The 22,945-nt window shown below is 75.5% G+C and carries 21 protein-coding genes; 17 read left to right on the top strand and 4 right to left on the bottom strand.

Annotation, left to right across the window (positions count from 1 at the left end):
- Positions 1-1,157: 1,157 nt before the first annotated feature.
- The 10 genes from WCD41_RS28275 (at position 1,158) to WCD41_RS28230 (ending at position 11,877) form a co-directional block, all read left to right on the top strand.
- Positions 1,158-2,048 carry a hypothetical protein gene (locus WCD41_RS28275; protein WP_337718578.1) on the top strand — a complete coding sequence of 297 codons (891 nt, stop codon included), beginning with the start codon at positions 1,158-1,160 and terminating at the stop codon, positions 2,046-2,048.
- Positions 2,045-3,037 (top strand): HAD-IIA family hydrolase, encoded by a 993-nt coding sequence (locus tag WCD41_RS28270; protein ID WP_337718577.1) that lies wholly within the window; start codon positions 2,045-2,047, stop codon positions 3,035-3,037. Before WCD41_RS28275 ends, WCD41_RS28270 begins: the two co-directional genes overlap by 4 nt.
- A gap of 54 nt (positions 3,038-3,091) precedes the next feature.
- Complete coding sequence (locus WCD41_RS28265; RefSeq protein ID WP_337718576.1) at positions 3,092-3,286, top strand: hypothetical protein; 195 nt, start codon at positions 3,092-3,094, stop codon at positions 3,284-3,286.
- Between the two features lie 5 nt (positions 3,287-3,291).
- Positions 3,292-4,113 carry a TlyA family RNA methyltransferase gene (locus tag WCD41_RS28260; protein ID WP_337718575.1) on the top strand — a complete coding sequence of 274 codons (822 nt, stop codon included), beginning with the start codon at positions 3,292-3,294 and terminating at the stop codon, positions 4,111-4,113.
- Positions 4,114-4,147: 34 nt separating this feature from the next.
- Positions 4,148-5,101, top strand: coding sequence for an NAD kinase (locus WCD41_RS28255; RefSeq protein ID WP_373695211.1), 954 nt, complete (start codon positions 4,148-4,150; stop codon positions 5,099-5,101).
- A 144-nt stretch (positions 5,102-5,245) separates the two neighbouring features.
- Positions 5,246-7,195 (top strand): DNA repair protein RecN, encoded by a 1,950-nt coding sequence (recN, locus tag WCD41_RS28250; RefSeq protein ID WP_337718574.1) that lies wholly within the window; start codon positions 5,246-5,248, stop codon positions 7,193-7,195.
- Positions 7,196-7,291: 96 nt separating this feature from the next.
- Entirely contained in the window at positions 7,292-8,485 is a 1,194-nt protein-coding gene (gene steA / locus WCD41_RS28245; protein WP_337718573.1) for a putative cytokinetic ring protein SteA, read from the top strand.
- Complete coding sequence (locus WCD41_RS28240) at positions 8,482-9,399, top strand: copper transporter (RefSeq protein WP_337718572.1); 918 nt, start codon at positions 8,482-8,484, stop codon at positions 9,397-9,399. Before steA ends, WCD41_RS28240 begins: the two co-directional genes overlap by 4 nt.
- 85 nt (positions 9,400-9,484) lie before the next feature.
- A complete protein-coding gene (gene pyrG, locus WCD41_RS28235; protein ID WP_337718571.1) occupies positions 9,485-11,203 on the top strand; it encodes a CTP synthase in 1,719 nt (572 codons plus the stop codon).
- Positions 11,200-11,877: an NUDIX domain-containing protein gene (locus WCD41_RS28230; RefSeq protein ID WP_337718570.1), complete on the top strand. Its 678-nt coding sequence runs from the start codon at positions 11,200-11,202 to the stop codon at positions 11,875-11,877. The genes pyrG and WCD41_RS28230 overlap by 4 nt, the downstream gene beginning before the upstream one ends.
- An 85-nt stretch (positions 11,878-11,962) precedes the next feature.
- On the opposite strand, the gene WCD41_RS28225 is transcribed toward WCD41_RS28230, so the two are convergent.
- On the bottom strand, positions 11,963-12,856 hold the full coding sequence (locus WCD41_RS28225; protein ID WP_337718569.1) for an LLM class flavin-dependent oxidoreductase: 894 nt from the start codon (positions 12,854-12,856) through the stop codon (positions 11,963-11,965).
- A 68-nt stretch (positions 12,857-12,924) separates the two neighbouring features.
- Here WCD41_RS28225 and ald point away from each other — a divergent pair, with 68 nt between their 5' ends.
- Together ald and xerD are read left to right on the top strand one after the other, a co-directional pair.
- Positions 12,925-14,043: an alanine dehydrogenase gene (gene ald, locus WCD41_RS28220; RefSeq protein ID WP_337718568.1), complete on the top strand. Its 1,119-nt coding sequence runs from the start codon at positions 12,925-12,927 to the stop codon at positions 14,041-14,043.
- Positions 14,040-14,966 (top strand): site-specific tyrosine recombinase XerD, encoded by a 927-nt coding sequence (gene xerD, locus WCD41_RS28215; RefSeq protein WP_337718567.1) that lies wholly within the window; start codon positions 14,040-14,042, stop codon positions 14,964-14,966. Before ald ends, xerD begins: the two co-directional genes overlap by 4 nt.
- A 45-nt stretch (positions 14,967-15,011) precedes the next feature.
- Here the strand turns inward: xerD and WCD41_RS28210 are convergent, their stop codons facing one another.
- Entirely contained in the window at positions 15,012-16,403 is a 1,392-nt protein-coding gene (locus tag WCD41_RS28210) for a cytochrome P450 (RefSeq protein ID WP_337718585.1), read from the bottom strand.
- A 162-nt stretch (positions 16,404-16,565) separates the two neighbouring features.
- Here WCD41_RS28210 and WCD41_RS28205 point away from each other — a divergent pair, with 162 nt between their 5' ends.
- On the top strand, positions 16,566-17,144 hold the full coding sequence (locus WCD41_RS28205) for a TetR/AcrR family transcriptional regulator (RefSeq protein WP_337718566.1): 579 nt from the start codon (positions 16,566-16,568) through the stop codon (positions 17,142-17,144).
- Positions 17,145-17,194: 50 nt separating this feature from the next.
- Here WCD41_RS28205 and WCD41_RS28200 read toward each other — a convergent pair whose 3' ends face one another.
- Positions 17,195-18,424 (bottom strand): MFS transporter, encoded by a 1,230-nt coding sequence (locus tag WCD41_RS28200; protein WP_337718565.1) that lies wholly within the window; start codon positions 18,422-18,424, stop codon positions 17,195-17,197.
- A 247-nt stretch (positions 18,425-18,671) separates the two neighbouring features.
- Here WCD41_RS28200 and WCD41_RS28195 point away from each other — a divergent pair, with 247 nt between their 5' ends.
- The 4 genes from WCD41_RS28195 to WCD41_RS28180 are packed head-to-tail and all read left to right on the top strand — an operon-like array spanning position 18,672 to position 22,499.
- Complete coding sequence (locus WCD41_RS28195) at positions 18,672-19,601, top strand: ParA family protein (RefSeq protein WP_337718564.1); 930 nt, start codon at positions 18,672-18,674, stop codon at positions 19,599-19,601.
- Entirely contained in the window at positions 19,598-20,416 is an 819-nt protein-coding gene (locus tag WCD41_RS28190; protein WP_337718563.1) for a segregation and condensation protein A, read from the top strand. The genes WCD41_RS28195 and WCD41_RS28190 overlap by 4 nt, the downstream gene beginning before the upstream one ends.
- Positions 20,413-21,012 (top strand): SMC-Scp complex subunit ScpB, encoded by a 600-nt coding sequence (gene scpB, locus WCD41_RS28185; RefSeq protein ID WP_373695210.1) that lies wholly within the window; start codon positions 20,413-20,415, stop codon positions 21,010-21,012. The genes WCD41_RS28190 and scpB overlap by 4 nt, the downstream gene beginning before the upstream one ends.
- Before the next feature lie 14 nt (positions 21,013-21,026).
- Entirely contained in the window at positions 21,027-22,499 is a 1,473-nt protein-coding gene (locus tag WCD41_RS28180) for a carboxylesterase/lipase family protein (protein WP_337718562.1), read from the top strand.
- On the opposite strand, the gene WCD41_RS28175 is transcribed toward WCD41_RS28180, so the two are convergent.
- Positions 22,496-22,942, bottom strand: coding sequence for a hypothetical protein (locus tag WCD41_RS28175; protein WP_337718561.1), 447 nt, complete (start codon positions 22,940-22,942; stop codon positions 22,496-22,498). The genes WCD41_RS28180 and WCD41_RS28175 overlap by 4 nt on opposite strands.
- Positions 22,943-22,945: the final 3 nt, after the last annotated feature.

Below are 22,945 nucleotides of genomic sequence, written 5' to 3'. Positions count from 1 at the left end.
CGGGGGGGTCACACAGGAGCGACGACCTGTAGAGGTCGCCACAGAATGAGCAACACTCGACGGGCAGGACTCCGGCCGGAGCCCTGCCCGTTTCGCATGTCCACAGGAGGTCCGTGATGTCGTCCGACCCGTCGGAGGGCGCCGGCGCTCGCGGGGGTGACGACGGCCCTCGCCGCGGCAGGACCGCGGAGTCGTCCCGCGACGACCACCAGTCGTCCGGAGGTCGTCCCCCGAACAACCGCGACCGCGGTGCGCCCCGAGGCGGCGGAGACCGTCGCGGCGGCGGTCGGCCCTCGGATCGCGGCCCCCGTGACGACCGCGGTGCGGATCGCCCCCGCGGGGCGCCCGACCGCCGCTCCGGCGGCGACGGCGAGGGCCGTGGCGCCCCCGGGCGCACCGGTGGCCACGACCGCGGCGGGGCCCGTGGCGGCCCGCGGCGCGGTGACGGCGCTCCGAGCGGTCGTCCGAGCGGCCCCCCACGCGATCGCGGCGGCGCGGGTCCTCGCGGCCCCCGGTCCGACGATCGGCGGGACGACCGCGGTGGTCGGGACTCCCGTCCGCGCGACGGCCAGGGACGCGACGACCGGCGCGACAACCGGCGTGGGTCCGACCGGCCTCGTGACGACCGTCCCCGTGACGACCGTCGCCGTGACGACCGGCCGCGCACCGACCAGGGTGATCGGCGTGGCCGGGACGACCGGCGCGGCGGCGACGCGCCCCGCGGTGGCGGACGTCCGTCGAACGACCCGCGCGGCGCGGATCGGCCGCGTCGCGACCGTTCCCGTGACGACAGGCCTCGCGACGACAGGCCCCAGAGCGATCGTCCCCGTGACGACCGTCCTCGGGGTGATCGTCCCCGCGACGACCGTCCTCGGGGCGGCCGTCCCCATGGCGACCGTCCTCAGGGTGATCGTCCCCGCGGCGATCGGCCTCGGGACGACCGCGCCGGCGGCGGGCGTCCGGGCGGTGGCCGCACCCAGGGCGGACGTCCCGGCGCGGGCGCCGGAGGACGGGACCGCGGAGGACAGGACCGGGGCGGCCACGGCGCCGACCGGCGTCAGGAAGCCGCTCGCCAGGACCGGCCGCGCGGGGGACCGCGCGACGACGCCCCGGCGGGCGACGAGCGCGCCGGCCGGGTCGACCACTCGTCGGAGCCCGTGCTGCGGCACCAGGACGCGGCCCCGCGTCCGACGGCGCCGCCGTTGCCGGACGACATCACCCCGGATCTCCTCGACCCCGAGGCGCGCCGCGACCTGCGCGGCCTGCCCAAGGACCTGGCGGACATTGTCGCGCGGCACCTCGTCGCCGTCGGTGAGCTCGTCGACGACGACCCCGAGGAGGCGCTCGCCCACGCCCGCTTCGCCCGGCACCGGGCTAGCCGCGTCGCGATCGTGCGCGAGGCCTCGGGACTCGCGGCCTACCACGCGGGGGAGTGGGCCGAAGCGCTCTCCGAGCTGCGCGCGAGCCGGCGGATGGGCGGCGACGGCCACCTGCCCGTCATGGCCGACGCCGAGCGCGCCCTGGGGCGCCCGGAGCGGGCGATCGAGCTGTCGCGCAGCCCCGAGGCCCGCGACCTGACCACCGAGGACGCGGTGGAGCTCCTCATCGTCGTTTCGGGGGCACGACGGGATCTCGGTGAGGACGACGCCGCCGTGGTCGGGCTCCAGGTGCCCGAGCTCGACGCGTCCCGCGACGATCCGTGGGTGCCGCGCCTCTTCTACGCCTACGGCGAGGCCCTCCAGGCGGCCGGGCGGACCGACGACGCGGTCCGGGCGTTCCTCGAGGCCGCCCGCATCGACGCCGAGGGCGAGACGGACGCCGAGGAGCGCGCGATCATGCTCGGGGTCGGGGACCCGGCGGCCGACGAGGCCGACGCCGAGGACGCCGAGGACGCCGAGGACGCCGAGGACGCCGACGACGCCGAGGACGCCGAGGACGCCGACGACGCCGACGACGCCGACGACGCCGACGACGCCGAGGACGACGCCGACGACGGCACCGACGACACCCCGTCGGGGGCTGTCGAGGCCCCGAGGTTCTCCGGGTGAGCGACCACGACGCGCTGCTTGTCGACCTCGACGGCACGGTTTACCGCGGCCCCGACGCCATCCCGGGCGCGGTGGAGAGCCTCGAGGCGGTGCGGGCGTCGGCGACCGTCTCCTACGTCACCAACAACGCCTCCCGGGGCCCCGACGAGGTCGCGGGCCACTTGCGCGAGCTCGGTCTGACGCTCGACACGAGCGACGTCGTGACCAGCGCGCAGGCGGGTGCCGCCGTGGTCGCCGACCAGGTCGCGGCCGGGTCGAAGGTGCTGGTCGTGGGCACGGAGGCGCTGGCCGAGGAGATCCGTCTGGTGGGCCTCGACCCGGTGCGCGCCGAGGACGACGCCCCCGTCGCCGTCGTGCAGGGCCACTCGCCGGACACGGGCTGGCGGATCCTCGCCGAGGCGGCGCTGGCGCTGAACCGGGGCGCGGTCTGGGTGGCGTGCAACGTCGACCCGACCCTGCCGAACGAGCGCGGTCTGCTGCCGGGCAACGGGTCGATGGTCGCGGTCCTGCGCACGGCGTGCCGGCGGGAGCCGATGGTGGCCGGCAAGCCCGCGGCGCCGCTGCTGCAGCAGGCCATCACGCGCACCGGGGCTCGGCGCCCGTTGGTCGTCGGCGACCGGCTCGACACCGACATCGCCGGCGGCCACGCCGTCGGCGCCGAGAGCCTGCTGGTCCTCACCGGCGTGTCCACGGCGGCAGACCTCCTCGCCGCGCCGGCCGAGCAGCGCCCGACCTACCTCGCGGCCGACCTGCGCGTCGTCGACGGCGACCTCGGCCCCACCGCCGTCGACGACGGCGACACCGACGGCTTCAGCGCCCGCCGCGAGGACGGCGCGCTGGTGCTCGCGGGCGGCGGGGACGACCCGACCGCCGCGCTCCGCGCCCTCTGCCGGGCCGCCTGGGCGTCCGACGACGGGTGGCACGCCGTCCGCGCCGACGGCGACGGCGCCGAGAAGGTGATCAGCGCGCTCGGGCTGGTCACCGGCTGACGCGTTAGCGTGGACGGCGACAGCAACCGGGCCGACGCCGGGGAGGACCACGCCGTGACCGTGCCCCCGCACGCCGATGGCGATGCGCTCGCCGCGCTGCAGGACGCCGTCGCCGCCCTTCCGGACGGCCACAGCGAGGGGACCGGCGAGGGGACCGGCGACGACTTCGACGCCGCCGAGCACGCGACCCGGTTCGAGGCGGTGCACGAGGCCCTGGTCGCGGTGCTGGCCGACGTGGACCGGACCTGAGCCCGGTGGCCCGGTCCACCGCGCGCCGGCTCCGGCTGGACGCCGAGCTCGTCCGACGCGGCCTCGCCCGCTCCCGCGACCACGCCGCCGGGCTGATCGCCGACGGTCGGGTGACGGTCGGCGGCACGGTGGCCACGAAGGCCGCGACCGCCGTGGAGACCGCGGCGGCCGTGGTCGTCCGCGAGGACGTCGACGACCCCGGCTGGGCGTCGCGGGGCGCGGGCAAGCTGCTCGGGGCGCTGGAGCGGTTCCGGGGGCTGGCCGTCGACGGCCGCCGCTGCCTGGACGCGGGCGCGTCGACGGGCGGGTTCACCGACGTCCTGCTGCGCCACGGGGCGCGCGAGGTCGTGGCCGTGGACGTCGGGTACGGCCAGCTGGTGTGGGCGTTGCAGACCGACCCGCGGGTCGCGGTGCACGACCGCGTCAACGTCCGCTCCCTGACGCCCGAGGCCATCGGCGGACCGGTGGACCTCGTCGTCGCCGACCTGTCGTTCATCTCGCTGCGCCTGGTCCTCGACGCCCTCGTGGCGTGCACCGCGCCGGAGGGCGACCTCGTGCCGATGGTGAAGCCGCAGTTCGAGGTGGGGAAGGATCGTCTCGGGGCGGGCGGGGTGGTGCGCGATCCGGCGCTGCGCGCGTCCGCGGTCCTCGACGTCGTCGGGGCCGCCCGGGTCCGGGGCCTGGTGCTGCGCGACGTCGTCGCGAGCCCGTTGCCGGGACCGTCGGGGAACGTCGAGTTCTTCTGCTGGTTCGGTCGCGGCGACCCCGACCCCGCCGCGGACGACGAGACGCTCGTGCGCCGGGCCGTGGACGAGGGCCCGCAGTGATGACGACAGGAGGACGTCGGTGACGGAGGGGCTCGTGGAGGCAGGCGCCACCGGTGTGGCGAACGGGCAGGCGCACGGCACGCGCGACGCCCTGCTCGTGGTGCACACCGGCCGGGAGGCGACGCGCAAGGTGGCGTCGCAGGCCGCCCGCCGTCTCGCGGACGCCGGCTTCGCGCTGCGCATCCTGCCCGACGAGTACTCCACCGACGAGGGGCTGTTCGACGACCTGCCGGAGGCGCAGCGCCCGCGCACCGTGACCGCGGAGTCCGACGCCGCGCTCGGCATGGAGATCGTCCTGGTGCTCGGCGGCGACGGCACCCTCCTGCGCGCGGCGGAGCTCGCCCGGCACGCGCGGGTGCCGATGCTCGGGGTCAACCTGGGGCGTGTCGGCTTCCTCGCCGAGGCCGACCTGGACGACCTGGACGAGGTCCTCGACGCCGTCGTCGGGCGCACCTACCGCGTCGAGGAGCGCATGACGGTCGACGTCGTCGCCCACCAGAACGGCACCGAGCTGGGCCGCACCTGGGCGCTCAACGAGGCGATCGTCGAGAAGATGAACTGGGCGCGCCTGCTCGACGTCGTGCTGGAGGTCGACGGCAGGCCGGTCTCGGAGTTCGCGTGCGACGGGGTGCTGTGCGCGACCCCGACGGGCTCGACGGCCTACGCCTTCTCGGCGGGCGGGCCGGTGGTGTGGCCCGAGGTGCAGGCGATGCTGCTGGTGCCGAGCAACGCGCACGCGCTGTTCGCGAAGCCGCTGGTGATCTCGCCGGACTCCTCGGTGGCCCTCGAGGTGTCGAGCCGCGGGGACGCCGGCGTGCTCGTCTGCGACGGCCGGCGCACCATCGAGCTGCCGCCGGGCTCGCGCGTCGAGGTGGTCCGCGGCCGCAACCCCGTGCTGCTGGCGCGGCTGCGCGTGCAGCCGTTCACCGATCGGCTCGTCCGCAAGTTCGGGCTCCCCGTGCAGGGATGGCGGGGCCGCCGGGGCTGACCCGCTCGAGGGGTCGGGCTCCGCTCCGCCGGCGTCTCCCACCCTCTCCCGTCGACCGCCCGACACCGACCGTTCGACCATGTGTTCGACCGGATCGGCGTGTTCGGCCCCGGAGCGTCGGGGGTCGTGGTTATCGTGAGGCCCGTGCTCGCCGAGCTGAGGATCCAGGCACTCGGGGTGATCGAGGACGCGACCCTCGATCTCCACCCCGGGCTCACCGTCGTGACCGGCGAGACCGGTGCCGGCAAGACGATGGTGGTCACGGGGCTGCACCTGCTGGGGGGCGGCCGCGCCGACTCGTCGCGGGTGCGCCGCGGAGCGTCACGGGCCACGGTCGAGGGCCGGTTCCTGCTGCCGCCGACGGAGAACGACGCCGCCACCGACGACGAGACGGCCGAGACGGCCGAGACGGCCGAGGCGGGCGAGGAGACGGAGGACGGCACACCACGTTCCGCCCTGCGGCTCGCCTCCGACGCGGGCGCCGCGCTCGACGACGACGGCAGCCTCATCGCCGCGCGCACGGTCTCGGCCGACGGCCGGTCACGGGCCCACCTCGGTGGGCGTTCGGTCCCGATGGCCGTGCTGGGCGACGTCACCGACGCCGCGCTCGCGGTCCACGGCCAGCACGAGGCGTTGCGGCTGCTGCGCGCGGCCGAGCAGCGCGCGGTGCTCGACCGGTTCGCCGGCGCCGCGGTGGCCGAGCCCCTGGCCGCCTACCGCCGCGCGCGCACGGCATGGCGGCGCGCGGTCACGGAGCTGACGCGCCGGCGCGACCAGGCGCGTGAGATGAGCCGCGAGGCCGACATGCTGCGGCACGGGCTCACCGAGATCGAGTCGGTCGACCCCCGGCCGGGTGAGGACGCCGAGCTCGTCGCCGAGGCCCGCCGGCTGGCCGACGTGGACGACCTGCGGGCCGCCGCGGCGGCCGCCCTCACCGCCCTCGCCGGCCCGCCCGACGGCGCCGGGGAGGACCCGGACGCCGTGGGGCTGCTGGGGGAGGCGCGCCGGCGCCTGCAGGGTAGTGACGACCCGGCGCTCGCCGGCCTGGATCCCCGCCTGGCCGAGGCGGCCGCGCTGCTCGGCGACGCCGCCGCCGAGCTCACCGACTACCTCGAGCGCCTCGAGGCCGACCCGGAGCGCCTCGAGCACGTGCTCGCCCGCCAGGCCCTGCTCAAGGGCCTCACGCGCAAGTACGCCGCCGACGTCGACGGCGTCCTGGCCTGGGCGCAGGACGCGCGCGCGAAGCTCGAGGGTCTCGACACCTCCGACGAGGCGCTCGCGGCGCTGGCCGCCGAGGCCGACCAGCTCGGGGGCGAGGTCGCGGGCCACGCGTCCGCGGTGTCGGCCGCGCGCCGCGAGGCCGCCGAGCGCTTCGGTGCCGCCGTGTCCGCGGAGCTCGACGGCCTCGCGATGGGCGCGGCCTCGGTGCAGCTCTCCGTCGGGGTGAAGGAGGCGGCGCCGAGCGACGCGGCCGCGCTCGAGGTCGACGGCCGGCCGGTGGTCGCGGGGCCCGACGGCGTCGACGAGGTCGAACTACTGCTCACCCCGCACCGCGGTGCCCCCGCGCTGCCGGTCCACAAGGGCGCCTCCGGTGGTGAGCTCTCGCGGGTGATGCTCGCGGTGGAGGTCGTGCTGGCCGGCGCGGACACCACGCCCACGCTGGTGTTCGACGAGGTCGACGCCGGGGTCGGCGGGCGGGCGGCGGTCGAGGTGGGGCGCCGGCTCGCGCGCCTCGCCCGCACCCACCAGGTCGTCGTCGTCACCCACCTCGCGCAGGTCGCCGCCTATGCCGACCGTCACCTCGTGGTCGACAAGGGCGGGCTGGCCGACGCCGACGACACCGACGGCGTCACACGCAGTGCCGTGCGCACGCTCGACGACGCCGAGCGCACCGTCGAGCTGGCCCGCATGCTCGCGGGCACCGAGGAGACCGAGACCGGGCGTGCCCACGCCGAGGAGCTGCTCGCCGCGGCGTCGGCCGACCGGGCGGCCGCCGCGGACGACGCCGGCGGCGACGCCGACGCGCCGACGCCGATCAGCCGCGGTGCGACCACGCGGAGTAACGGACGCCGCCGGAGTCGCCGGGCCGGGTGACCGTGTCGCGCCTCCTCGGCGCGTCGCCTCCGTCCCCGGCCCCGCGCCGACGACCATCGAGGGCATGGGTCGCGACGCGGGTGCGGGGTGGCGGTCATGAAGTGGCCACGGGGGCGCACGAAGGAGGCGCCGGCGGGCGTCGTCGGCACGGCACGCCTCGGCGGGCGTTCCGGCGGCGAGGTGCCCCCGGAGCTGCTGCGCCGCCTGAGCCGCGGCGACATCGCCGTGATCGACCAGGTCGACCTCGACCGCGCCACCGCGCACGCCCTGGTCGACGCGGGCGTCACCGGCGTCGTCAACGTCTCGCCGTCGATCTCCGGTCGCTACCCGAACCTCGGCCCCGAGATCCTCACCGACGCCGGGATCGCGCTGCTCGACGACGTCGGCGAGGGCGTGCTGCGCCGCGTCCGCGACGGCGTGGAGGTGCGGCTGCACGACGGCGGCGTGTTCGTCGGTGACGTCGAGGTGGCCCGCGGGTTCTCCCAGACCCCGGAAACGGTCGGCGACCAGCTCGCCGAGGCGCGCTCGGGCCTCGCCGCGCAGCTGGAGGCCTTCTCGGCGAACACCACGGAGTTCATGGGCCGCGAGCGCGCGATGCTGCTCGACGGCGTCGGCGTCCCCGGGCTCGAGACCGCGATGAACGGCAGGACGGTCCTCGTGGTCGCCGGCGGCGCGGACCGCGTCGAGGAGCTGCGCGGCCTCAAGCACTTCGTCCGCGAGGAGCGGCCGGTGCTCGTCGGGGTGGGCGGCGGCGCCGAGGCGCTGCGCACCGCCGGCTTCACACCGGCCGTCGTCGTCGGCACCGCGCTGGAGATCGACTCCGAGCTCGCGCGGAAGGCCGTGGACGTCGTCATCCCGGCCGACACCGACGGGCACATCGCCGGGCTCGCGCGCCTGCAGGACGCCGGCATCGACCCCGTCGGGTTCCCGTCGTCGGCCAACCCCGAGGACATGGCGCTGATCCTCGCCCAGCGCCACGGCGCCTCGCTCGTCGTCGCGTGCGGGTTCGACGCGACGCTGTCCGGGTTCCTCGACCGCGGCCGCTCGGGCAGCAACCCGTCGACGCTGCTCACGCGGCTGCGCCTGGGCCCGACGCTGGTCGACGCGTCGGCCGTCGCCGCGCTGCACCGCCACCGGGTGACCACCGGCGCGGTGCTCCTCCTGCTGCTGGCCGTCATGGCGGTCGGCGCGACGGCGCTGCTCGCCAGCGGGCTCGCCGAAGCCATCGTGATGCTCGTGCGTGAGGGATGGGCGGCGGCCCTCGCCGCCGCCCAGGGGGTCGGGGGATGATGTCGCTGCGCTACCACGTCGTGTCGATCGCGGCGGTCCTGCTCGCGCTCGCGCTGGGCATCGTGCTCGGGGCGTCGGCGCTGTCCGGCCGCGTGCTCGGTGCGCTGACCTCGGACCGCGACCAGCTCGCCGGCGAGGTCGTGCAGATGCGGGGCGAGCGCGACGCGGTCGGGGCCCAGCTGCTGGCCACCGAGCGCCTGGTCGGGGCCGGCGCGCCGTCGACGGTGGCGGGCGTGCTGCCCGGTCGCGGCGTGGCGCTCGTCGCGGCGCCGGGCGCGGACCCGTCCGACCTCGACGCCGTCACCGACCTCGTCAACCGGGCCGGCGGTCGCATCACCGGCACCGTGGCCCTCACCGACGCCGCCGTCGCGCCCGACCGGGCCGAGGAGCTGCGCGCCCTCGTGCCGCGGCTGCTGCCCGCCGGAGCGCAGCTGCCGACCACCACCGACACGGGTACGCTCACCGGGTCGCTGCTCGGGTCGCTGCTCGTGGCCCGGCCGAGCGCCGCCACCGAGCAGACGACCGGCCCCGAGGTGACGACGGCGCTGCGGGCGCTCTCCGACGCCGGGTACGTCCGCACCTCCGAGGCGATCGACCCGACGCCCGGCGAGCTCGCGCTCGTCGTCACCGGCGGCGGTGCCGACCCCGCACGCGACACCGTCCTCGCCCGGATCGCCGGCGAGATGGACCGGGTGGGTGCCGGGGCGGTGCTCGCGGGGCGTTCCGGCTCCGGAGCCGTCACCGCGGTCCGGAGCGACCCGGCGCTGCGCACGGGCCTCTCGACCGTCGACGCGCTCGAGGGTCCCGCCTCGCGGGTCTCGGCCGTGCTGGCGCTGCGGGAGCAGGCCGACGGCCGGACCGGGGTGTACGGCCCGGCGGCGGGCACGTTCACGCCGCAGCCCGCGACCGGGTGAGGGTCGCTCGGGTGGGGCGGGGACGCGGTCCGTTACCCTGAAGCCCCGTGGATGGCGGAGTTTCCCCTCGGATCGCAGCGTCCTGATGCAGCCGGCCCGGACGACCAAGCACGTGTTCGTCACCGGAGGCGTGGCCTCCTCGCTCGGCAAGGGGCTGACGGCGTCGAGCCTGGGTCAGCTGCTCACCGCGCGCGGGCTGCGCGTGACGATGCAGAAGCTCGACCCCTACCTCAACGTCGACCCCGGGACGATGAACCCGTTCCAGCACGGCGAGGTCTTCGTCACCGAGGACGGCGCCGAGACCGACCTCGACATCGGTCACTACGAGCGCTTCCTCGACCGTGACCTCTCGGCGCGGGCGAACGTGACGACCGGGCAGGTGTACTCGAGCGTCATCGCCAAGGAGCGGCGCGGCGAGTACCTCGGCGACACGGTCCAGGTGATCCCGCACATCACCGACGAGATCAAGTCGCGGGTCCTCGCGATGCGCACGGCCGACCCCGCGCCCGACGTGGTGATCACCGAGGTCGGCGGCACGGTCGGCGACATCGAGTCGCTGCCGTTCCTCGAGGCGGCCCGCCAGCTGCGCCACGAGGTCGGCCGTGACAACTGCTTCTTCCTGCACGTCTCGCTGGTCCCGTTCCTCGCGCCCTCGGGCGAGCTGAAGACCAAGCCGACGCAGCACTCGGTGGCCTCGCTGCGCAACATCGGCATCCAGCCCGACGGGCTGGTGCTGCGCGCCGACCGCGACATCCCCGCGGACATGACGCGCAAGATCAGCCTCATGTGCGACGTCGAGGAGGACGGCGTCGTCGCCTGCCCGGACGCGCGGTCGATCTACGACATCCCGAAGGTGCTGCACACCGAGGGCCTCGACGCCTACGTCGTCCGCCGGCTGGGCCTGCCGTTCCGCGACGTCGACTGGACCGTCTGGGGTGACCTGCTCGACCGGGTGCACCACCCCACCGAGACCGTCGAGATCGCGATCGTCGGCAAGTACGTCGACCTGCCCGACGCGTACCTCTCGGTCACCGAGGCCCTGCGCGCCGGCGGGTTCGCCCATCGCGCGCGGGTCGCCGTGCGCTGGGTGGGCTCCGACGAGTGCGAGACGCCCGCCGGCGCGGCCGCGGCGCTCGCGGGGGTCGACGGCATCCTCGTGCCCGGCGGGTTCGGCATCCGGGGCATCGAGGGCAAGGTCGGCGCGCTCGACCACGCGCACCGCCGCGGCATCCCGGCGCTCGGGCTGTGCCTCGGCCTGCAGTGCATGGTGATCCACGCGGCGCGCGCGATGGCCGGCCTCGAGGGCGCCAACTCGGCGGAGTTCGACGAGGACACGCCCCACCCGGTGATCTCCACGATGGCCGACCAGACCGACGTCGTCGCCGGCGAGCGGGACATGGGCGGCACCATGCGCCTCGGCGCCTGGCCGGCCGTGCTCGCCCCCGAGACGATCACGCGCGCGGCGTACGGCACGGGGCGCATCTCCGAGCGCCACCGTCACCGCTACGAGGTCAACAACTCCTACCGCGACCGGCTCGCCGAGGCCGGGCTCGTGTTCTCCGGGACCTCGCCGGACGAGGCGCTCGTCGAGTTCGTCGAGCTGCCGCGCGACCAGCACCCGTTCTTCGTCGGCACCCAGGCCCACCCCGAGCTCAAGAGCAGGCCGACCCGGGCGCACCCGCTGTTCCGCGCGTTCGTGTCCGCCGCGCTGCGCCACGTCGCGTCGCAGCGGCTGGACCTGGAGACCGATACGTCCGACGCCGTCGACGCGGTGCTCGACGAGCCCGCCGGCGCGACCACGTGACGGCGCCGCGCACGCCCGACTCGCTCGCCGACCCGCACCACGGGCAGCCGCCGCACGACTTCGCCGTCGTGGGCGACGAGACGATCTACGAAGGTCCGATCTTCGCGCTGCGGCGCGACGACGTTCGGATGCCGGGCGGGCGGATCGCCGGGCGGGAGAAGGTCGAGCACTTCGGGGCCGTCGCGATCGCGGCGCTCGACGAGGACGACCGGCTCGTCATGATCTACCAGTACCGGCCCGCCCTGCGCCGCCGCATCTGGGAGATGCCGGCCGGGCTGCTCGACGACCCGTCCGAGGAGCCGGTGGTCGCGGCGCAGCGCGAGCTGGTCGAGGAGGTCGGGATCGAGGCCGACGAGTGGTCGACGCTCGTCGACATCGTCGGCTGCCCGGGCTTCGCCGACGAGTCGGTGCGCGTGTTCCTCGCCCGCGGGCTGCGCTCGGTGGAGCGCCCGGCCAGCGGCGACGACGAGGAGGCCGACCTCGTGATCCGCCGGATCCCGCTCGACGACCTCGTCGCCGGGGCGATGTCCGGCGCGCTGGTCAACGGGCCGTGCGTCGCGGGGGTGTTCGCTGCGGCCGCGGTGCGCGACGGCCGCTCGGCCGCACGCCCCGTCGACGCGGAGTGGCTCGACCGTCCGCGCGAGTTCGCGGCGCGCCGGTCCGCGCGGCACTGACGCGCGGGGTCGTCGCAGCGAACGTGCTGTTCGCTGCTTCTAGGCGCCCGAACTCCCCGTTGACCACCGCCGGGTCCGGCGACGACTAGGCCGTCCGGCGGACGAGCTCGGCCAGCAGGTCCAGGCCCGCGTCGACGCCCGGCGCCACGTACATCGGGTCGACGAACACGTCGGTGAAGCCGGTCGCGTCGACCAGCCGCCGGACGCCGTCGGCGATCTCCGCCGCACCGGGCCCCGCGGCGACGTTGACCCGCAGCGCGGTCCCGACGTCCGCCGGGTCCCGGCCGGCCTCGGTCGCGGCGGCGTCGATGTTGGCGCGGAAGCGCAGCAGAGCGCGGGCCTGGCCGTCGAGGTCGTCGCTCGGCAGGCGCCCGACCGGCAGCCACCCGTCGGCGCGGCGCCCGACGCGGCGCAGCGCGGCCTCGCTCCACGCCGAGAGGTAGACCGACGGGCGGGGCTCCGGGGTCTCGACGTGCACGGCGGGCAGGGGGAACCGCGACCCCGTCAACGGCGCCGGGGTCGTCGACCAGAGCGTGTCGAGGCCGTCGAGCAGCTCGTCGAGCCGTGCGCCACGGGCGTCGAACCCGAGCCCGGCGCCCGCGTACTCCTCGGGCGACCAGCCGATGCCGAGCCCGGCGAGCAGCCGTCCGGGCGCGAGCGCGGCGATGGTCGCGAGCGAGCGGGCCAGCACCGCGGGCGGGTAGAGCGGCCCGACGAGCACGCTCGTGCCGAGCGTGGCGTGCGAGGTCGTCGTCGCGGCCACCGCGAGCAGCGCGAAGGGGTCGAGCGCCCGGCGGAACTCGACGGGGATCGTGTCGGTGCCGCCGTAGCCGACCTGCGGGTCGACGGCGGCGAGCAGGCGGTCGCCGACCCACAGGCTCGCGGCGCCGGCCTCCTCGGCGCGGGTGGCGAACTCCCCGATCCGGCCGACCTCGTCGGCGGCGTCCCCGAACTGCGGCAGTGTGGTCCCGAGTCGCACGGTGATCAGTCTGTCCCTCCCGCGCGCGGCGGGTCGGGCGGGGCGCCGGACCCGGCTATGGTCCCGCCATGAAGGTGGGTGTGCCGCGGGAGGTCAAGGACCACGAGGACCGGGTCGCGCTGACGCCCATCGGCGTCACCGAGCTCGTGCGGCGGGGCCACGAGGTGCTCGTCGAGGCCGGGGCGGGCATCGGCTCGGCGATCGCCGACGACGCGTTCCGCGACGCGGGCGCCACCGTCCTCGACACCGCCGACGACGTCTGGGCCGCGAGCGACCTGCTGCTCAAGGTCAAGGAGCCCGTCCCCGAGGAGTACCACCGGCTGCGTCGCGGGCAGGTGCTCTTCACCTACCTGCACCTCGCGGCGTCACGCGAGTGCACGCAGGCGCTGCTCGACGCGGGCGCGACGGCCGTCGCCTACGAGACGGTGCAGACCGAGGACGGGGCACTGCCGCTGCTCGCGCCGATGAGCGAGATCGCCGGCCGCATGGCCCCGCAGGTCGGCGCGCACCACCTGGAGAACGCCCAGGGCGGCCGCGGCGTGCTGCTCGGCGGGGTGCCCGGGGTGCGCCCGGGCCGCGTCGCGGTGCTCGGTGCCGGGACGTCGGGGCTCGCGGCCACGACGATCGCGGTCGGCCTGCGGGCCTCGGTGGAGGTGCTCGACGTCAACGTCCGGGCGCTGCGTCGCGTCGACGAGATCTTCTCCGGCAGCGTGCGGACGGTCCTGTCGAGCACACCGGAGGTGGAGCGCGCCTGCCGCGAGGCCGACCTCGTGATCGGGGCGGTCCTGGTGCCCGGGGCGAAGGCGCCGGTGCTGGTGTCGAACGAGCTCGTCGCCGCGATGCGCAGCGGCTCGGTGCTCGTCGACCTCGCCGTCGACCAGGGCGGCTGCTTCGCCGACACCCGCCCGACCACCCACGCCGAGCCGACGTACCGGGTGCACGACTCGATCTTCTACTGCGTCGCCAACGTCCCGGGGGCGGTGCCGACCACGTCGACGCGCGCGCTGACCGGCGTGACGCTGCCCTACGTCGTGGCGCTGGCCGACCGTGGCCTCGCCGACGCGGTCGCCGCCGACCCGGCGCTCGCGAAGGGCGTGAACGTCGTCGACGGGGAGCTGACCTCGGAGGCCGTCGGCGCGGCGCACGACCTGCCGGTGCGTCCGCTCGGGGAGGTGCTGCCGGGGTGACGACGCCGGACGCGGCGGTCACCGTCTACCTCGACCACCTGCTGGTGGAGCGGGGCACGGCGGAGAACACGCTCGCGTCCTACCGGCGTGACCTGCGGCGGTACCTCGAGCACCTCGAGCGCGTCGGTGTCACCGACCTCGCCGACGTCACCGAGCGGCACGTCGGCGACTTCCTCGTCGCGCTGCGCACCGGCGCCGACGGCCGGGCGCCGCTGGCGACGGCGTCGGCGACCCGGGCCGTCGTCGCCGTGCGCGGCCTGCACCGCTTCGCGCTCGCCGAGGGCATGGTGGCGGTCGACGTGGCGCGCGAGGTGCACCCGCCGTCGCCGCCGCGCCGGCTGCCGAAGGCGCTGGACGTGACGACCGTCGACCGGCTGCTGGAGGCGCGCGGCGGCGAGGCCGACGACCTCGGGGGCGTCCGCGACCGTGCCCTGCTCGAGCTGCTCTACTCGACCGGCGCGCGGATCTCCGAGGCCGTCGGGCTGGACGTCGACGACGTCGACGCCACCCAGCGCTCGGTGCGGCTGGCCGGCAAGGGCGGCAAGCAGCGGATCGTGCCGATCGGGCGCCCGGCGCTGGCCGCGCTCGACGCGTACCGGGTGCGGGCGCGGCCGGGGCTCGCGACGCGGGGGCGGGGGACGCCGGCGCTGTTCCTCAACGCGCGGGGGGCGCGGCTGTCCCGGCAGAGCGCGTGGGCGTCGCTGCGCGAGGCGGCCGACCGCGCCGGCATCACCGGCGACATCTCCCCGCACACGTTGCGGCACTCGTTCGCAACGCACCTGCTCGATGGCGGCGCCGACCTGCGCGTCGTGCAGGAGCTGCTCGGCCACGCCTCGGTGACGACGACGCAGATCTACACCCAGGTCACCGTCGACACCCTGCGCGAGGTCTTCGCGATGGCGCACCCGCGCGCCCGTATGTGAGTGAAATTGTGGGCTATAGCCCACAATTTCACTCACATAGGCCGGTCAGCCCAGCGGCTCCAGGCGCAGGGGGAGGCCGTCGGCGGGGACGGGCAGCGAGGTGTTGTCCCAGCGCGGCCGGTAGCCCGGGGCGACGGTGATGCGGTGGTTCCGCAGTAGCTCGTGCAGGATCGCCGTCACCTCGAGCGAGCCGAACAGCATGCCCAGGCACTTGTGCACCCCGCCGCCGAAGGGGATCCACGCGTCACGGTGGGCCTTGTCCTCGCGGCGCGGCTCGGCGAAGCGCTCGGGGTCGAAGACGTCGGGGTCGGTCCAGATCGCCGGGTCGTGGTGGTTGGTGGCGCCGGCGGCCATGACGAGCTGGCCCGCGGGCACGTGGTGGCCCAGCAGCGCGGTGTCCTTCACGGTCCGGCGCATGACGACCGGCACCGGCGCGGCGAGGCGCAGCGCCTCCTTGATGACGAGGTCGAGGGTCGTCAGCGACTGCAGGGCGGCCAGGTCCGGCGGTCCGTCACCGAGGGCCAGCGACTCCGCCCGCGCCTTCTCCTGCCACTCCGGGTTCGCCGCCAGGTAGTAGGCCGCGGCCGCGCTGGTGATCGTCGAGGTGTCGTGCGCGGCCATCATCAGGAAGATCATGTGGTTGACGACGTCGTCGTCGGTGAACGCCTCGCCCTCCGGGGTCGTCGCCCGGCAGAGCACGGAGAACAGGTCGTCGCCGTCGCCGGCCCGCCTGGCCGGCAGGGCCGCGCGGAAGTAGCGCTCGAGCAGGGCGCGCCCCCGCAGGCCGGCGCGGTAGCGCGTGCCGGGCAGGTCTCGCCGGACGATCGAGCTCGCCGCCTGCACGCAGTCCATGAACGCCTGGTTCACCGCGTCGGCCTCGGGGCCCGAGCGGTCGTCCATGAACACGTGGGTGGCGACGTCGAGGGTCAGGCGCTTGAGCATCGGGTAGATGCGGACCTGCTGCCCGCGGGGCCAGGTCGGGATCTCCTCGCGCAGCACCGGGACCGTGCGGTCGACGTAGCCGCGGATGCGCGGCGCGGTGAACGCCTCCTGCATGACGCGGCGGTGCACGCGGTGGTCGTCGCCGTCGAGCAGCATGAGGCCGCGGTGGAAGAAGTCGTCGACGAGGAAGCGCCAGCCGTCCTGCGAGTAGGCCTTGTCGGGGTTGGTGAGCACCTCGTGCGTCGCGTCCGGGCCGGCGGCGATGACCACGTGCTCGCCGACGAACCCGCACCACGAGACCGGGCCGAGCGCGGCGTGGCGGGCGCGGGTGAAGGCGCTGCCGTAGCGGATGTAGGACAGCGTGTGCCCGATGACCGGCGGGCCCGCGTCGCCCGGGACGGCCTCGAGGCCCGACCCCGGCGGCGGCGGTGCGAGCGGCACGATCCGCTGCGGGCGCGTCCTGTCGAGCAGGCGCCGGTCGACGTCCGCCGGCATCGGGGTGAGGACGACGGACGACAGGCGCTCGCCCGTCGCGGTGCGGACCAGGGACACGGCCACCTCCAGGACGCCGGGACGTGCTGTGTCGGCACGCTAGACACGAATCATCGTTGTGTCCACGGAGGAGACGCACGCCGCATCAGCGTCTACGCTCCGATGATGCCCGCCCGGACCTTTGCCGACCGCACCCGGAGCCTCGTCCGCGACGAGGCGCTCGAGCGCGCGGCCGAGCTGCTCGTCGCCGGCGGGTGGCGGGGCCTGCGGCTCCAGGACGTCGCCGACGGCATCGGCGTGAGCCGCCAGACGCTCTACAACGAGTTCGCGAGCAAGCAGGGGCTGGCCGCGGCGCTGGTGCTGCGCCGCACCGAGGAGTTCCTGGCCCGCCTCGAGGCCGCGCTCGACGGCGAGGACGACCTGTACCGGGCGTGGGTCGAGGCCGTGCGCACCACGCTCGACACCGTCGCCCGCGACCCGCTGCTGCGCGTGCTGCTCACCGGCCAGGGCGCCGAGGAACTGCTGCCGCTGCTGACCAGCGAGGCCGAACCGTTGATCACCGCCGCGCGGGACCGGGCGGCCGCGTTCCTGCAGCGCCGACGCCCCGAGCTGGACGCGGCGACGGCGAGCGCGGCCGCCGAGATCGCCGCGCGCCTGACGATCAGCCACGTCGTGCTCCCGCTGCACGCCCCCGACGTCGTCGCCGACCAGATCGCGACGGCGGTGGTCCGCTTCCTCATGTGAGCGATCTTCGGTGCTATAGCACCGAAGATCGCTCACATACGCCGGACGAACTAGGGGGCGCGGCCGACGAGCGCGACGCCGACCGCGCCGAGGGCGGCGACGACGGCGAAGGCGTAGAAGCCCCACGGGTAGGCCACGCCGGCCTGGAGCAGCGCGCCGCCGAGGATCGGGCCGGTGATGGCGCCCAGGCGTCCGACGCCGCTGGCCGTCCCCAGCGCCGTGCCGCGCCCCTCGGCGGGGTAGAGCTGCGAGACGTAGGCGTAGACGAGCACCTGCGCCGAGAACACGAAGATGCCGGCGAGCAGCACGCTCACGTACACCCCGATCCCGGGCAGCCGGATCGAGAGCAGCGCGAGGAAGAGCGTCGCCGCGGCGAACCACGCGATGGTCGCCGGGCGCACGCCGATGCGGTTGGCGACGGTGCCGGCGAGCAGGAGCCCGAGGATCGCGCCCACGTTGAGCACGAGCAGCAGGGCCAGGGCGGCACCGAGCTCGTAGCCGGCCGAGCGCATGATCTCGGGCAGCCAGGTGTTGAGGCCGTAGACCAGCAGCAGGCCCATGAACGAGGCGATCCAGAACGCGATCGTCGGGCGCGCCAGGCCGTCGCGGAAGAGCGTCGCCAGGGGGTTGCGGCGCTCGCGGCGCCAGCTCGAGTCCTTCGCCCCGCGGCGCTGCAGGTACTCCGCGGACTCGGGCAGGCGCATCACGATCAGCGGCAGCAGGACGATCGCCGGGATCGCACCGGCGACGAACATCGCCTGCCACCCGAACGGGCTGATGAGCAGGATGCCGAGCAGCGCCGTCAGCACCGCGCCGACGTGGTAGCCGGTCATGAGGATCGTCGTCGCGCTGCTGCCGCGGCCGGGCGGTGCGTACTCGGCGACGAGGGCGAGCGCGACCGGGAGGACGCCGCCGAGACCGAGCCCGGCGAGGAAGCGCAGCACGCCCAGCACCTCGGGGTTCGGGGCGAAGGCGCACGCCAGGGTCAGCACCGAGAAGCCGGCGACCGTGGCGATGATCGTGGCCCGGCGCCCGATCACGTCGGCGATCGGCCCCACCGCGAGCGCCCCGACCATGACGCCGAGCAGGCCGACGGTGACCACCACCGACGCGCCGGCGGGGTCGAGGTCCCAGGCCGGGTCGCGCAGCAGGACGGGCAGCACGACGCCCAGGACCACGAGGTCGAAGCCCTCCAGGGCCACCACCGACCAGCACAGGGGGCGGACCCAGCCGGCGGAGGCCGCGCGGGGACCCGCGGGGGCGGTCTGTCCGATCGTCATCGCTCACGTCCTCGTGGTCGACGGCGGGCGAGGGTGAGCGCGGAGTATGCGAGCGGTCACGCCCTGACGTCCCCGTCCCTTCCGTTCATCGGAAGATCGTGACGGAACGGACAGCTCGCGTGGCCGTGGGTGACGGCACGCTGGTGCGGCGCGACCTGCTCGGCGAGTCGCGCGCCGAGGCGCCGGACGCGCCTCCTAGGCTGGTCGTACGAGCACACGGCCGGGCACGCGAGGGAGGGACACCGCGATGTCGAACCCGCAGCCGGTCCTCTGGTCACCCCAGGACGAGCCTGCCGACGGGCCCACCGAGCCGTCGCCGACCCCCGTGGACACGACGGTGGAGAGCACCGGCGAGGTGCCCCCGGGGCGTCCGCGACGCCACATCCCGGTGCCCGGTCCGCTCGACGGTCACGGCCCGGCGACGGTCCTCGCGATGTGCAACCAGAAGGGCGGCGTCGGCAAGACGACGTCCACGATCAACCTCGGCGCGGCCCTCGCCGAGTACGGCCGCCGCGTGCTGCTCGTCGACTTCGACCCGCAGGGCGCCCTGTCGGTGGGCCTCGGCGTCCAGCCCCACCAGCTCGGCACCACGATCTACAACCTGATCATGGAGAAGGGCACGACGATCGACGACGTCATCCGCCCGACCACGGTCGAGGGGATGGACCTGCTGCCGTCGAACATCGACCTCTCGGCGGCGGAGGTCCAGCTGGTCACCGAGGTCGGCCGCGAGCAGACCCTCGGCCGCACGATCGGGCCGGTGCTCGACCGGTACGACTACGTCCTCGTCGACTGCCAGCCCTCGCTCGGACTGCTGACGGTCAACGCGCTGGCGTGCGCCGACGGTGTCCTCATCCCGCTCGAGTGCGAGTTCTTCAGCCTGCGCGGGGTCGCCCTGCTGATGGACACGATCGAGAAGGTGCAGGACCGGCTGAACCCCAAGCTGGAGATCACCGGCATCCTGGCCACCATGTACGACCCGCGCACCCTGCACACGCGCGAGGTGATGACCCGCGTCGTCGAGGCGTTCGGCGAGCTCGTCTTCGACGCCGTCATCAACCGCACCGTGCGCTTCCCGGAGACCACCGTCGCGGGCGAGCCGATCACGCGCTGGGCGTCGCGCTCCGCCGGCGCGGAGGCGTACCGCGCCCTGGCCCGCGAGGTCATCGCCCGGTGACCCTCACCCCGGAAGCCCCCGAAGCCCTGCAAGCTCCGGAACGGAGCCGGTTCCAGGTCACCCTGGACAACTTCACCGGCCCGTTCGACCTGCTCCTCCAGCTGATCGGGCGCCACGAGCTCGACGTCACCGAGGTCGCCCTCAGCAGGGTCACCGACGACTTCATCGCCTACACCGCGGCGCTCGGCGACGACGCGGACCTCGAGGAGACCACCGGGTTCCTCGTCGTCGCGGCGACCCTGCTCGACCTCAAGGCCGCCCGTCTGCTGCCGCAGGCCGAGGTGGAGGACGAGGACGACCTCGCGCTGCTCGAGGCCCGCGACGTGCTCTTCGCGCGCCTGCTGCAGTACCGCGCGTACCAGCAGGTGGCAGCGCTGTTCCGCGAGCTCGAGGGCGCGGCGCGCATGCGCTACCCGCGGGCGGTCACGCTCGAGCCGAAGTACGCCGAGATGCTCCCGCCGGTGCAGCTCGGCGTCGACGCCGACGGGTTCGCCGAGCTCGCGGCGGCAGTGTTCCGCCCGAAGCCGCCGCCGACGGTGGGCCTGGACCACCTGCACGCCTCGACGGTGTCGGTGCCCGAGCAGATGACGATCCTCGCGGGACGCCTGCAGGAGCGCGGCGCGGCGACGTTCGCCGAGCTCGTCGCGGACTGCTCCGAGGGCATCGAGGTCGTGGGACGCTTCCTCGCCGTGCTCGAGCTCTACCGTGCCCGCGACGTCGCCCTCGACCAGCCCGAGGCCTTCGCCGAGCTGCGCGTCCGCTGGGCGCCCGGGGGTGACGCGGGCAGCGCGAGCGCGACCGGGGAGGACGAGTGAGCGACGGCGAGGTCGACCCCCTCGACCCCCTCGACCCCCTCGAGGAGATCGAGGAGTCCCTGGCCTCCGACACCGAGCTCGTCGCCGCGCTCGAGGCCGTGCTGCTCGTGGTCGACGCACCCGCGCCGACCGACCAGATCGCCGACGTCCTCGGCCAGCCCGTCGCGCGGGTGAAGGACGCCCTCGAGACCCTGGCCGCCGAGTACACCGAGCGCGAGCGCGGGATGGAGCTGCGTGCGACCGGCGAGGGTTGGCGGCTCTACAGCCGCGACCGTTTCGCCCCCTACGTCGAGCGCTTCGTCCTCGACGGGCAGCGCACCCGCCTCACCCGCGCGGCCCTGGAGACCCTTGCCGTCGTCGCCTACCGCCAGCCGGTGACGCGCTCCCGGGTCGCGGCCGTGCGGGGCGTGAACGTCGACGGCGTGATGCGGACGCTCGCCGCGCGCGGGCTGATCGTCGAGGCGGGCACCGACGTCGGCGGCGGGACGCTCTACAGCACCACCGAGCTCTTCCTCGAGCGCCTGGGCCTGCAGTCGATCGACGAGCTGCCGCCGATCGCCCCGCTGCTGCCCGATGTGGACGACATCGACGAATAGGGGACCCCTGCGCCGTGGCTGAGATCCGCACGACCACGGGTGGTGCCGTCCGCGGTGTCGTCGACGACGGTGTCGCCTCCTTCCTCGGCGTGCCCTACGCCGCCGCGCCGGTGGGGGAGCGGCGCTTCGCCCGCCCCGAGCCCGCGCGCTGGGACGGCGAGCGTGACGCGACGACCCCCGGCCCGACCGCGCCGCAGCTGCCCCTGGGCCCGGGCATGCCCGACGTCACCGCCATCACCGGGCCGGGCTGGATCGCCGGCGACGACCACCTCACCGCCGACGTCCGCACCCCCGTCGACGGCGCCGGTCTCCCGATCATGGTGTTCGTCCACGGCGGCGCGTTCACCATCGGCGCCTCGCGGGCGACGGTCTACGACGGCACCCGGCTGGCCCAGGAGGGCGCGGTGGTCGTCGCGATCAACTACCGGCTCGGCGTGCCCGGCTTCGCCGCGATCCCGGGCGTCGTCGCCAACCGCGGGCTGCACGACCAGATCGCCGCGCTGCAGTGGGTCCGCGACAACGCCGTCGCCTTCGGCGGTGACCCCGACCGGATCACGGTGTTCGGCGAGTCCGCCGGCGCGCTCAGCGTCGCCGACCTGCTCGCCGCCGCCCCGCCCGGCCTGTTCCGCCGCGCGATCGTGCAGAGCGGCGGCGGCTCGCACGTCCTCGCCCCCGCCCAGGCCGCCGTGACGACTCGCGCGCTCGCCGACGGCCTCGGCGTCGACCCTGCCGGCCTCGTCGACGTGCCCGACGACGCGCTCGTCGCGGCGGTCGGCCGGCTCGCCGGCAGCCCGCCCGACCTGGCCGTGCAGGGCCTGCGCGACCCGCTGATGGGTCTCGGGGCGCTCGGCCCCGTGGTCGACGGCGACCTGCTCGACGGGCAGCCCGTCGACGCCGTCGCGGCCGGCGCGGCGGTGGACGTCGACCTGCTCGTGGGGTCGAACGCCGACGAGATGGCGTTCTACAGCCTGATCGGCCGCACGCTCGGCCTGCCGGAGGCCGACGCGGAGGTCCTGCACGCCACGGTCGTGCGCCTGCACCCCGACCCGGACGCCGTCGTCGCCGCCTACCGGGACGCGGGTCGCGGGACGACGCCGCCCGAGCTGCACGACGCGATCCGCACCGACTGGATGTTCGGCGTCCCCACCCGCCGTCTCGCCGACGCCCACACCGGCCGGACCTGGCGCTACGCGTTCGCCTGGGGCTCCGGTGACGGCGTCGACGCCTGCCACGGTCGCGAGCTGCCGTTCGTCTTCGACGCCGTCGGCCGCGTCGACACCGGGGCGTTCGCCGTGCCCGACACCGAGGAGACCCGCGCCCTGGCCGCGCGGATGCGCACGGCGTGGGTGGCGTTCGCCCGCGACGGCGACCCGGGCTGGCCGGGCTACACCGCGGACGCGCCGACCACGCGCCGCTTCGACGCCCTCGACACCGACGTCGCCGGTCCGGACGGTCCGGAGCAGGCCGTCTGGGACGGGGTCCGTTAGACCGGTGCGACCTCGCCGAACCGCACCGCGAGCTCGGCGAGGAACGCGTCGGCGAGGCGCTCGAGCGACGCCGCGTCGAGCGCGATGGTGTCCCCGGGCGCGAGGCCGAGGACCGCGCGCGCCGGGTCGTACTTGATGACCTTGTTCGGCGTCATGACGCCGCCGTGCTCGAGCAGCGACTCGGCCAGGAGCTCGACCTCGGTGACGGGGTTGGTGTCCTTGCCGGAGGTGGCCCGGATGCGGTGCACGAAGCGGCGGTCGAGGGCGAGCAGCAGCGCGTTGGCCAGCGCCGGGTCGTCGTGCGCCCGCAGCGCCGCGACCTCGGCGCGCACCGCGGTGCGGGCGTGGTCGATCTCCTCGGCGGTGAACGTCTTGCGTCCCAGCATGGTGCGGCCCTCCGGGTCGTCGTGGTCGTCGGGGTCTTCACCTCCAGGTCGCACCACGGC

The sequence above is a fragment of the Actinomycetospora aeridis genome (genome assembly GCF_037400275.1).
GTDB classification, from domain to species: Bacteria; Actinomycetota; Actinomycetes; order Mycobacteriales; family Pseudonocardiaceae; genus Actinomycetospora; species Actinomycetospora aeridis.
This window is presented reverse-complemented; position numbering and strand designations above follow the sequence as displayed.

Bases quoted from the DNA above. Each gene is read 5' to 3' on its own strand.
- pyrG (WP_337718571.1), top strand. From the start codon at position 9,485: ATGCAGCCGGCCCGGACGACCAAGCACGTGTTCGTCACCGGAGGCGTG.
- steA (WP_337718573.1), top strand. From the start codon at position 7,292: ATGAAGTGGCCACGGGGGCGCACGAAGGAGGCGCCGGCGGGCGTCGTC.
- WCD41_RS28210 (WP_337718585.1), bottom strand. From the start codon at position 16,403: ATGCCGGCGGACGTCGACCGGCGCCTGCTCGACAGGACGCGCCCGCAG.
- ald (WP_337718568.1), top strand. From the start codon at position 12,925: ATGAAGGTGGGTGTGCCGCGGGAGGTCAAGGACCACGAGGACCGGGTC.
- WCD41_RS28240 (WP_337718572.1), top strand. From the start codon at position 8,482: ATGATGTCGCTGCGCTACCACGTCGTGTCGATCGCGGCGGTCCTGCTC.
- WCD41_RS28205 (WP_337718566.1), top strand. From the start codon at position 16,566: ATGCCCGCCCGGACCTTTGCCGACCGCACCCGGAGCCTCGTCCGCGAC.
- WCD41_RS28200 (WP_337718565.1), bottom strand. From the start codon at position 18,424: ATGACGATCGGACAGACCGCCCCCGCGGGTCCCCGCGCGGCCTCCGCC.
- WCD41_RS28195 (WP_337718564.1), top strand. From the start codon at position 18,672: ATGTCGAACCCGCAGCCGGTCCTCTGGTCACCCCAGGACGAGCCTGCC.